Source organism: Arthrobacter sp. AOP36-C1-22, from assembly GCF_052377515.1.
In the GTDB taxonomy this organism is placed as follows: domain Bacteria; phylum Actinomycetota; class Actinomycetes; order Actinomycetales; family Micrococcaceae; genus Arthrobacter_H.
The window spans coordinates 1-10,214 of sequence record NZ_JBQSWW010000047.1; the positions used below are offsets into that span (position 1 = coordinate 1).

Below are 10,214 nucleotides of genomic sequence, written 5' to 3' on the forward strand. Positions count from 1 at the left end.
GCCCGCCCGCCCCCCCGGCTCCGCTCGAAACGGGGCGGGTCCCCGCCGGTAGGGCACCGGAAGAACAAGCTAGATCACCACTGAGAATGGGGTTGCACATGGCGAACTACACCGCCGCTGATATCAAGGCGCTTCGTGAACGTACCGGCGCAGGCATGATGGATGTGAAGAAGGCCCTCGACGAGGCCAACGGTGATGCCGAGAAGGCCATCGAGGTCATCCGCGTCAAGGGCCTCAAGGGCGCCACCAAGCGCGAGGGCCGTTCCGCGGCCGAAGGCCTCGTGGCCGCCAAGGTCATCGACGGCACCGTCGGCTACATGATCGAAATCAACTGCGAGACCGACTTCGTCGCGAAGAACGACAAGTTCATCGCACTGGCCGATCAGGTCCTCGAAGTGGCCGTCTCCACCGGCGCCACCGATCTGGATGCGCTGCTCGCCGCCGATGTGAACGGCAAGAAGCTCGCCGACGTCGTCGTCGAAGAAGGCGCCATCCTCGGCGAGAAGGTCGTGGTACGCCGCATGGCACGCCTCGAAGGCGCCACGGTCGATGCCTACCTGCACAAGACGTCCAAGGACCTCCCGGCGCAGGTCGGCGTGCTCATGGCCGTTGACGGCTCCGGCGACGAAGCCCACACCGTGGCCCACGACGTCGCGGTGCACACCGCGGCCCTGGCCCCGACGCACCTTTCCCGCGAGGAGGTCCCGGCGGAGACCGTGGCCAACGAGCGTCGCATCGCCGACGAGACCGCCCGCGCCGAAGGCAAGCCCGAAGCCGCGCTGACGAAGATCGTAGAAGGCCGCCTCACCGGGTTCTTCAAGGAGATCGTGCTGCTGGACCAGCCGTTCGCCAAGGACTCCAAGAAGCTGGTCGGCAAGGTCCTCGAGGAAGCCGGCGTGAACGCTACCGGGTTCGCCCGTTTCCGCGTAGGCTCCTAGCAGCGACACGGCGGCCGGTTTCCGCCCGCCCAAGCGGCAGTGATCAAGGGGGCGGCCACCACTATGGTGGCCGCCCCCTTGCCACGCCCAGACCTTTCCAGAACCACTGCACGACGGCGGACCCGGCTCCGCCAGAGGAGGCCCCCCCCGTGGAAGAAACCACCCAGATCGAAACGACACAGATCACCAACGAGGCCGGGACCCGGCGCAGGGTCCTGCTCAAGCTCTCCGGAGAGGTCTTCGGCGGTGGCAACATCGGCGTGGATCCCGTGACGGTCCGTGGTGTGGCCGAGCAGATCGCCGCCACCGTCGGTGAGGTCGAAACCGCGATCGTGGTCGGGGGAGGAAACTTCTTCCGCGGGGCCGAACTCTCCCAGTCGGGCATGGACCGCTCCCGCGCCGACTACATGGGCATGCTCGGAACCGTCATGAACTGCCTGGCCCTGCAGGACTTCCTGGAACAGGCAGGGGTCGAAACCCGCGTCCAGTCCGCGATCAGCATGGCCCAGGTCGCCGAGGCCTACATTCCGCGCCGGGCGATCCGCCACCTGGAGAAGAACCGGGTGGTCATCTTCGGTGCCGGGGCCGGACTGCCGTACTTCTCCACCGACACCGTCGCCGCCCAGCGGGCGCTGGAAGTACGGGCCGACGTCGTGCTCATGGGCAAGAGCGGGGTCGACGGGGTCTACACCGCCGACCCGAAGAAGGACCCGACGGCGGAACGCCTGAGCACGTTGACCTACGACGAGGCCCTGCTGAAGAACATCCGGGTGATGGACCAGACGGCGATGACCATGTGCAAGGACAACGGGCTGGAAATGCTCGTGTTCGGCATGGAGGGCGAGGGTAATGTCACCCGGGCCATCCGCGGCGAGGCCCGGGGCACGCGCGTCACCGTCTAGTCCGGTGGCATAGGATGAATGATGAGCGTGGAAAACAGCCCGGGTACCGCTGAGCGGCCCGGATTCTTAAGGAGAGAGTAGTGATCGAGGAAACCCTGCAGGACGCCAACGAGAAGATGGAACGGTCCCTCGAAGCGGCAAGGGAGGACTTCGCCACGATCCGGACCGGTCGCGCCAACCCGGGACTGTATTCCAAGGTGCTGGTCGATTACTACGGTTCCGCGACGCCGCTGCAGCAGTTGGCCTCCTTCGGGGTCCCCGACGCCCGGACCATCCTGATCACCCCCTTCGACGCCACCGCCCTGCGGGCCATCGAAAAGGCCCTCAGTGACTCCGAGATCGGCGCGAACCCCTCCAACGACGGCAAGGTCATCCGGGTCACGTTGCCCGAACTGACGGCCGAACGGCGCAAGGACTACGTGAAGATCGTCAAGGGCATGAGCGAGGACTCCAAGGTGGCCATACGCAACCACCGCCGCAAGGCCAAGGAATCGATGGACAAGATGGTCAAGGACGGCGAGGTCGGCGAGGACGACGGCGCCCGGGGCGAAAAGGAACTGGACGCGCTGACCAAGAAGGCCACCGACGTCATCGACGAGATGCTCAAGCGCAAGGAAACCGAGCTGCTGGACGTCTAATGCCCATGCCGACGCAACCCGACGGCGCCGACGGCGGCCACGGCGAAGCGCCGGGAGCCCCCCAGACGGCCCCGGGACCCATGTCACGACGTCAACGCCGTGAACTCGACGCCAAGCCCTCCAAGGCCGGGCGGAACCTGCCTGCGGCGATCGGCGTCGGCCTGGTCCTGTTGGCGGCCGTCCTGGTGGGGTTGTTCTTCTTCCCGCTGGCATTCGTGGGGATCATAGCGCTCTTTGCCGTCGTCGGTTCATGGGAAGTCAGCCGGGCGCTGACGGCCGCGAAGACCGAAGTGCCCCTGCCTCCCTTGGCGGTGGCCGGGATCGTCCTTCCGTTCTCCGCCTATCTGGGTGGGGCGGAGGCACTGGGCTTCGCCTTGGCCGGCAGCATCCTGCTGGTGCTGGTCTGGCGGATCGTGGAGGGCGCCGCGGGGGCCTTCCGTTCGGTGGTCGCCTCGACCTTCGTGGTCCTCTGGGTTCCGTTCCTGGCCAGTTTCGCCATCCTGCTGATGCTCCAGGAACGCGGCAAGATCCTCGTATCGGTGGTCCTGCTGCTGGTCGTCGCCAACGACACCTTCGGCTATGTGGTCGGCGCCTCGATGGGCAAGCACCCGATGGCACCGAAGATCAGCCCGAAGAAATCCTGGGAGGGATTCGCCGGCTCCTGCGTCGGCGCGATCATCGTGGGCATTCTGTGCGTCGTGTTCCTCCTCGAGAGCCCCTGGTGGATCGGGATCCCGTTGGCCCTGGCGACCGTGGCCGCAGCGACCGCGGGGGACCTGGCCGAGTCGATGGTCAAGCGGGAGCTGGGCATCAAGGACATGAGCAACCTGCTTCCGGGCCACGGCGGCGTGATGGATCGCCTGGACTCCGTGGTCTTCTCCATCCCCATCGGTTACATTATTTCGGTGCTGCTGCTGCCCGGCGCGGACGACACCATCGGCCTGCTGCTGCCCTAGGATGGGACCAGTAGTGTGGTGGCCGGATCCGGCCACCAGGGAATTGTTCATCATGTGCAGTGCAAGCTTGAGGGAAGTTAATTGAGTCAGGACAGCCAGCAGAAGACCCAAGCCCCCTTCAACCGGGTCGACTCCGGGGAATTCGGCTACAACGTCAAGCAGGTCGACCATTTCCTGTCCCGCGCCCGCGCGACCTACAACGGGACCGGTGACGATGAAAGCGTGGTCACCAGCCACCTGGTGCGCCGGACGTCCTTCGAACCGCAGAAGGGCGGATACTCCGCCCAGGAGGTCGACGCGGCACTGGACCGCCTCGAGGACGTCTTCGCCCAGCGTGAACGTGACGCCCTGATCGAGACCGAAGGCCAAGACGCCTGGCTCGAACAGGTCGGTCGGCTCTCGGCCATCCTGCGCGGCCGCCTGCACCGCGAGCCGGGGGGACGGTTCCGTCGTCCGAGCCGGCGCAATGCCCCGAGCTACAACGTCGAGGACGTCGACGCCCTGTGCACCCAGCTGCTGGCCTACTTCGAGCAGGACGTGCCGATGAGCGTTGATGCCGTCCGCCGGATCGCCTTCCGCGAGGCCGTGGGCCAGGACGGATACGAGGAGAGCCAGGTCGATGCCTTCCTGGACCGTGTCGTGGAGTTGATGGCCTCCATCGACTGACCCGCAGCTAGTGCCGGCCCGCGGGGCCGGGCGCCGTAGTCCGCTCGGGGGCGTGCAGGCGGGTCATGACCCGGGTGGTCGCTTCGGCCGAGGGGCCCCGCGTGGCCCGGGACACGAGCACCGTGACGATGAAGGCCAACGGGACGGTCCACGCCGCCGGTTGGGTGGCCACCTCCAGGGCCATCCCCGAGAGCCGGGGCAGCACCGAAACCGCGGTCATGGCCGCGGCACATGCCAGCGCCCCGGAGAGCATGCCGGCCACGGCCCCGGCGGCCGTGAGCCCACGCCACCAGATGCCCAGCAGCAGCAGCGGGCAGATCGTGGAGGCCGTGAAGGCGAACACCGCCCCGATGGCCCCGGCCAGGGCCAGCGTGCTGGTGCCCAGGGCCAGCAGCAGCGGGATGACGCTGGCCAGCACCGTCGCATAGCGGAAGCCGCGCACCGTACCGCCGAAGAGATCTTGGCTGATCACCCCCGCCAGCGAGACCACCAGGCCCGAGGTGGTGGATATGAAGGCGGCGAAGGCCCCGCCGATCACCAGGGCGGTCAACAGGTTTCCCATCGTCCCGCCGACGATGCGGTGGGGCAGCAGCAGCACCGTGGCGTCCGCATTGCCCCCGGCGGCCAGTTCCGGAAGATAGGCCCTGCCCAGTACCCCCAGGACCGTGGGGAACAGATAGAACAGGGAGAGCAGCCCCAGTACGATCGACGTCGTACGCCGGGCCGAGGCCCCATCGGGGTTCGTGTAGAAACGGACCAGCACATGAGGTAGGCCCAGCGTACCGAACAGCAGGGCCACGATCAGTGAAATCGTCGCGTAGATGCCCGTTCGTCCCAGCACCTGCCGGGGCAGGTCGAAGGCCAGGCCGTCCTGGGTGGGGGATTGGCCGGTCAAGCCCAGCTGGAGGAGCAGGAAGACCGTGGGGATGGCCAGCGCGCCGAGCTTGAGCCAGAACTGGAAGGCCTGGACGAACGTGATCGAGCGCATCCCCCCGGCCAGCACCGTCAGGCAGACCGCGGTCATGACCAGGCCGGCCCCCAGCCATCCGGGCAGACCGGTGGTGATCCCCAGGGTCAGGGAGGCCCCGTGCAGTTGCGGGACGATGTAGAGCCACCCGACGACCACCACCATGATGCTGGTGACCAGGCGGACGGTCCGGCCGGCCAAGCGGATCTGGGCGAAGTCGGGGACCGTGTAGGCCCCGGACCGGCGCAGCGGGGCAGCCACGAAGAGCAGCAGCATCAGATATCCGGCCGTATATCCGATGGGGAACCAGAGGGCGTCCTGGCCCGAGACGACGATGAGCCCTGCGATACCCAGGAAGCTGGCCGCCGAGAGGTACTCCCCGCCGATGGCCGAGGCGTTCCACCAGGGTTTGACCGTCCGCGAGGCGACATAGAAGTCCCCGGTGGTCCGCGACAGGCGCAGCCCGTGCACGGCAATGAGGACGGTGGAGACGACGACGGCGGCGATGGCCAGCAACGAGGTTCCGGCATTCATTCCCGGGTCACATCCAGATACTGTGCCTCGTAGCGGGCGCTGACCCGGTTGTAGAGGAAGGCGCCCAGCAGGATGATCGGGTACACCCCGACCCCCAGGACCAGCCAGGGCAGCGGGATGGTCAGCAACCGGATGTCCTGGATCTGCGGCCAGAACGTGACCACGACGGCCAGGCACAGCAGAAGCAGCAGGAACCCCAACGCCACCGACAGGGACAGACGCAATTGCGAGCGGATCAACGATCTGACGTAGAACTCCGCGGCGGGGTCGTGGCTGGCCCGACGTCGGGCGATGCCCAGCGGCGCCCCCTCCGGTGCGGTGACCCTGACCCGGGCCGGGAGCGGGGAGGGGCCGGGGGTCGGGCCGGAATCCGGGGTGGTCATGAAGGCCTGATGCGGTTGGCCGCCAGTTGTTCGCGCAGCTGCGGCAGAGCGCGTCGGCTCACCGGCAGCTCCGTGGCCCCGATGATGACCGAGGCCTTGCCCGGAGCCAGCTTGACCTGGTCCACCCGGTCCATGGCGACCAGGTATCCGCGGTGGATGCGTAGATAGCCCGCGGAACCCCATTGCTGTTCCAGATCGTTCAACGGGACCCTGATCAGATAGCTGGCATCGGCGGTGTGCAGGCGGGCATAGTCTCCCTGGGCCTGGACATAGCGGATCTCGTCGCGCCGGATCATCCGGGTGATTCCCCCCTGGTCGACCGTGACGACCTCGGGTTCCTGGGGGCCGTCCTGGATCAGTTCGCAGACCCGGCGCACCGACTCGGCCAACCGTTCCGGACGGATCGGCTTCAGGACGTAATCGACGGCGGCCAGTTCGAAGGCCTCCAGCGCCTGCGCCTCGTCGGCGGTGACGAAGACGACGGCGGGGGGACGGCTGAAGCGGGAAATCACGCGGGCGATGTCCAGCCCGGACAGGGACGGCATGTGGATGTCCAGGAAGAGGGCATCGACGTCGAACTCCTGGAGCGCCTTCAGGGCAGCAGCCCCTGAGGTCGCCCGGTGGATCCGGCCCACCCGGGCATCACGTTCCAACAGGAAGGCCAGTTCCTCGACGGCCGGCAGCTCATCATCGGCGACGACGACATTGATCATTCCCATAGTCTAGGGACAGCCTGCCTGCCGGGCACTCACAGCGGCGGTCCGGCGTCGTAACCGGGCTGGAATTTGGGGATACGCACGGTGATCAGGGTCCCTGCCCCGGGGGCGGTGTCGATGACCAGCCCGTGGTCGTCACCGTAGAGCTGGCGCAGACGCACGTCGACATTGCGCAGTCCCACATGAACGCCGTCGGTCGTCCCGGCCAGCAGGGCACGCAGCTCCTCCGGATCCGCGCCCACCCCGTCATCCTCGACGGTGATCTCCGCGAACTCCCCGTCGTCGGCGGCCGTGAGGGTGATCAGCCCGCCGGTGGCCTTGCCCTCCAATCCGTGGCGCACCGCGTTCTCCACCAGCGGCTGCAACGACAGGAACGGGATGACGGTGCTCAGGACCTCCGGGGCGATCGCCAACGAGACCTTGATGCGTTCGCCGAACCTGGCCTTCTCCAGGAGGAGGTAGCGGTCGATGGCCTGCAGCTCCTCGGCCAGGGTGGTGAAGTCCCCGTGGCGGCGGAACGAGTACCTGGTGAAGTCGGCGAATTCCACGACGAGCGTCCTGGCCCGCTGCGGGTCGGTGTTGATGAACGAGGCGATCGCGTTGAGGCTGTTGTAGATGAAATGCGGGCTGATCTGGGCCCGGAGGGCGCGGACCTCGGCCTCCATCAGCAGGGCCCGCGATTCGTCCAGCTCGGCCAGACCCAGCTGGGCGGCCACCCAGGCGGCCAGCTCGGTGGTGGCCCGTACCAGGCCGGCGTTGGCCCGGGGGGCCAGGGCCACGACGGTTCCCACGGCGCTGCCGCGGACCAGGATGGGGGCGTAGACGCCGTCGGCCCCCGGTCCACGGATCACCTGGGTCCGGGCCGCGCGCACGGCATCGGCCGAATGCCCTTCGATCCGGCCCGGCTCCCGGGACACGGTATCGGCCAGTGGTCCGTCCAGGGCCAGGACCGTCGCGGCATCGGTGATCGCCAAACCCTCGCAGCCGAGTACGTCGCGGAGTTGCCGGGCGGCCCGTCCGGCCCCCTCGGAGTGCAACCCCGAGCTGAAATGCGGGGCCGCCTGGGACACCCGGTGCAATGTCTCGTAGGTCGCCCGGTCGGCATCGGTGCCCAGGTCACGGGAGGAGCGCAGCACATGGAACCCCACGTAGTAGACCACGGCCACGGCAATGGTGATGATCGCGATGATCAGCGTGGTCTGGGCGGCGGCGGAGAGCATGCAGACAGCCTAGACGCCGGCCCGCGGTGTCGTCGGGGGACGGCTTCGACGGCCGTGTCGGGCCCGACCGTTCGGCGGGACCAATGACCGTTGGGCGCATGGGGCGCACCGCTGGGCCACGACATGCTGCGGGTCGCTTCACTATCGGTTGATGGTGCCCGAGAGTGATGGGTGTCACTCTTCCGCCGAGGATGCGTGTGGACACGGTTTGTCCCGCGGCGGATGGATGCCACCACCCTTGAGGAGAAGAAAATGGCCCACCCCACCAGCCCGGACCCTGTTCCGCAGGACGGCACCGACGCCGCCCTACGGACCGATCCCGCCCCGGACCAAGTGTCCGAGGAATTCATGGCCGTCCAGGCCAGCGACGAGTTCCAGGATCTGCGCAAAACCCAACGCAGCTTCATCTTCCCGATGGCCATCGCCTTCCTGGTCTGGTACTTCGCCTACGTCCTTCTGGCCGACTACGCCCACGACTTCATGTCCATCAAGGTGATCGGGAACATCAATCTCGGTCTCCTGCTGGGACTGCTGCAATTCGTCTCGACCTTCGGCATCACCGCGGCCTACGTCCACTTCTCGAATAGGAAGCTGGACCCCAGGGCCACGGCCCTGCGCGATCGACTCGAAGCCAACGTCGACGAAGGAGACCTGAAATGAGCCTTCTGTCCCTGACCGCCGCGGCACCACTGGCCGCAGCGACGGAATCGACGTCGGTGGGCAGCCCCATCGTCAACATCAGCATCTTCGCGCTCTTCGTCGGGGTCACCCTGGTGATCGTGTTGAAGGCGAGCAAGAACAACAAGACCGCCGCCGACTACTACGCCGGCGGGCGTTCCTTCACCGGAACCCAGAACGGGACGGCGATCGCGGGGGACTACCTCTCGGCCGCCTCGTTCCTGGGGATCGTCGGGGCGATCGCCATCAACGGCTATGACGGCTTCCTCTACTCCATCGGCTTCCTGGTGGCCTGGTTGGTCGCCCTGCTGCTGGTCGCCGAGATGCTGCGCAACACCGGCAAGTTCACCATGGCCGATGTGTTGTCCTTCCGGCTCAAGCAGCGGCCCATCCGCATCGCGGCGGCCATCACCACGCTGTCGGTCTGCCTGTTCTACCTGCTGGCCCAGATGGCCGGGGCCGGTGCGCTGGTCTCCTTGCTGCTGGGGATCGACGGGAAGATGGGCCAGTCGCTGGTCATCACCGTCGTGGGCGCGCTGATGATCGTCTACGTGTTGGTCGGCGGCATGAAGGGCACCACCTGGGTGCAGATCGTCAAGGCCTGCCTGCTCATCGCCGGTGTGCTGGTCATGACCATCTGGGTGCTGTCCATGTACGGCTTCAACCTCTCGGCCCTGCTCGGTGACGCCGTGGAGACCGCGAACAACCCGGCGCTGCTGGATCCGGGCCTGAAGTACGGTGTCTCGGAGGCCTCGAAGCTGGACTTCGTCTCTCTGGCCCTGGCCCTGGTGCTGGGCACCGCCGCCCTGCCGCACGTGCTGATGCGCTTCTACACGGTCCCCACCGCGAAGGAGGCCCGCAAGTCCGTGGTCTGGGCGATCTGGCTCATCGGGGCGTTCTACCTGTTCACCCTGGTGCTGGGTTACGGCGCTGCGGCACTGATCGGCCCCGAGCGCATCACCAACGCCCCAGGCGGGGTGAACTCCGCGGCCCCGCTGCTGGCCTTCGAACTCGGGGGACCGCTCCTGCTCGGGGTGATCTCGGCGGTCGCCTTCGCGACCATCCTGGCCGTGGTGGCCGGGCTGACGATCACCGCTGCGGCCTCGTTCGCCCATGACATCTACGCCAACGTCATCGCCAAGGGCAAGACGACCCCGGAGAAGGAGATGAAGGTCGCCCGTCGCACGGTGGTCGTCATCGGCATCGCCGCCATCATCGGTGGCATCGGCGCCCAGGGGCAGAACGTGGCCTTCCTGGTCGCGCTGGCCTTCGCCGTGGCCGCCTCGGCGAACCTGCCGACGATCGTGTACTCGCTGTACTGGAAGCGCTTCTCCACCCAGGGGGCCGTCTGGTCGATGTATGGCGGCCTGGCCGCCGCGATCATCCTCATCGCGTTCTCCCCGGTCGTTTCCGGCACCGAGACCTCGATGATCACCAGCGCCGACTTCGCGTTCTTCCCGTTGAGCAACCCGGGCATCGTTTCGATCCCGCTGGCGTTCCTGCTGGGCTGGTTGGGCACCGTGCTCAGCAACCGGAAGGAAGACCCGGCCAAGCAGGCCGAAATGGAGGTCCGTTCACTGACCGGTTTCGGTGCCGAGAAGGCCACCGACCACTAG

General features: G+C 67.2%; 11 protein-coding genes. 7 read left to right on the forward strand and 4 right to left on the reverse strand.

Features of this window, described 5'->3' with window-relative positions:
- Positions 1–98: 98 nt before the first annotated feature.
- From tsf to ACT3S6_RS15495, 5 genes are all read left to right on the forward strand, one after another.
- Positions 99–938, forward strand: a complete 840-nt coding sequence (gene tsf / locus ACT3S6_RS15475) for a translation elongation factor Ts (RefSeq protein ID WP_444555702.1) — start codon at positions 99–101, stop codon at positions 936–938.
- A 167-nt stretch (positions 939–1,105) separates the two neighbouring features.
- Positions 1,106–1,840, forward strand: coding sequence for a UMP kinase (gene pyrH / locus ACT3S6_RS15480; protein WP_444555711.1), 735 nt, complete (start codon positions 1,106–1,108; stop codon positions 1,838–1,840).
- A gap of 80 nt (positions 1,841–1,920) precedes the next feature.
- Positions 1,921–2,478, forward strand: coding sequence for a ribosome recycling factor (gene frr, locus ACT3S6_RS15485; RefSeq protein ID WP_444555703.1), 558 nt, complete (start codon positions 1,921–1,923; stop codon positions 2,476–2,478).
- A gap of 5 nt (positions 2,479–2,483) precedes the next feature.
- A complete protein-coding gene (locus ACT3S6_RS15490; RefSeq protein WP_444555704.1) occupies positions 2,484–3,434 on the forward strand; it encodes a phosphatidate cytidylyltransferase in 951 nt (316 codons plus the stop codon).
- A gap of 81 nt (positions 3,435–3,515) precedes the next feature.
- Complete coding sequence (locus ACT3S6_RS15495; RefSeq protein ID WP_444555705.1) at positions 3,516–4,100, forward strand: DivIVA domain-containing protein; 585 nt, start codon at positions 3,516–3,518, stop codon at positions 4,098–4,100.
- A 7-nt stretch (positions 4,101–4,107) separates the two neighbouring features.
- Here ACT3S6_RS15495 and ACT3S6_RS15500 read toward each other — a convergent pair whose 3' ends face one another.
- The 4 genes from ACT3S6_RS15500 to ACT3S6_RS15515 are packed head-to-tail and all read right to left on the reverse strand — an operon-like array spanning position 4,108 to position 7,920.
- Positions 4,108–5,601 (reverse strand): sodium/solute symporter, encoded by a 1,494-nt coding sequence (locus ACT3S6_RS15500; RefSeq protein ID WP_444555706.1) that lies wholly within the window; start codon positions 5,599–5,601, stop codon positions 4,108–4,110.
- The gene (locus ACT3S6_RS15505; RefSeq protein ID WP_444555707.1) at positions 5,598–5,984 is read right to left on the reverse strand and encodes a hypothetical protein; all 387 of its coding nucleotides are present in this window, start codon (positions 5,982–5,984) and stop codon (positions 5,598–5,600) included. Before ACT3S6_RS15505 ends, ACT3S6_RS15500 begins: the two co-directional genes overlap by 4 nt.
- Positions 5,981–6,697, reverse strand: a complete 717-nt coding sequence (locus tag ACT3S6_RS15510) for a LytR/AlgR family response regulator transcription factor (RefSeq protein WP_444555708.1) — start codon at positions 6,695–6,697, stop codon at positions 5,981–5,983. Before ACT3S6_RS15510 ends, ACT3S6_RS15505 begins: the two co-directional genes overlap by 4 nt.
- Positions 6,698–6,732: 35 nt before the next feature.
- Positions 6,733–7,920, reverse strand: coding sequence for a sensor histidine kinase (locus ACT3S6_RS15515; protein WP_444555709.1), 1,188 nt, complete (start codon positions 7,918–7,920; stop codon positions 6,733–6,735).
- Positions 7,921–8,268: 348 nt separating this feature from the next.
- Here ACT3S6_RS15515 and ACT3S6_RS15520 point away from each other — a divergent pair, with 348 nt between their 5' ends.
- Entirely contained in the window at positions 8,269–8,580 is a 312-nt protein-coding gene (locus ACT3S6_RS15520) for a DUF485 domain-containing protein (protein ID WP_444555712.1), read from the forward strand.
- A complete protein-coding gene (locus ACT3S6_RS15525; protein WP_444555710.1) occupies positions 8,577–10,214 on the forward strand; it encodes a solute symporter family protein in 1,638 nt (545 codons plus the stop codon). Before ACT3S6_RS15520 ends, ACT3S6_RS15525 begins: the two co-directional genes overlap by 4 nt.

Excerpts from the sequence above, each read along its gene's own strand:
- tsf (WP_444555702.1), top strand. The coding sequence starts at position 99 with ATGGCGAACTACACCGCCGCTGATATCAAGGCGCTTCGTGAACGTACC.
- ACT3S6_RS15490 (WP_444555704.1), top strand. The coding sequence starts at position 2,484 with ATGCCGACGCAACCCGACGGCGCCGACGGCGGCCACGGCGAAGCGCCG.
- ACT3S6_RS15500 (WP_444555706.1), bottom strand. The coding sequence starts at position 5,601 with ATGAATGCCGGAACCTCGTTGCTGGCCATCGCCGCCGTCGTCGTCTCC.
- ACT3S6_RS15505 (WP_444555707.1), bottom strand. The coding sequence starts at position 5,984 with ATGACCACCCCGGATTCCGGCCCGACCCCCGGCCCCTCCCCGCTCCCG.
- ACT3S6_RS15510 (WP_444555708.1), bottom strand. The coding sequence starts at position 6,697 with ATGATCAATGTCGTCGTCGCCGATGATGAGCTGCCGGCCGTCGAGGAA.
- ACT3S6_RS15515 (WP_444555709.1), bottom strand. The coding sequence starts at position 7,920 with ATGCTCTCCGCCGCCGCCCAGACCACGCTGATCATCGCGATCATCACC.
- ACT3S6_RS15520 (WP_444555712.1), top strand. The coding sequence starts at position 8,269 with ATGGCCGTCCAGGCCAGCGACGAGTTCCAGGATCTGCGCAAAACCCAA.
- ACT3S6_RS15525 (WP_444555710.1), top strand. The coding sequence starts at position 8,577 with ATGAGCCTTCTGTCCCTGACCGCCGCGGCACCACTGGCCGCAGCGACG.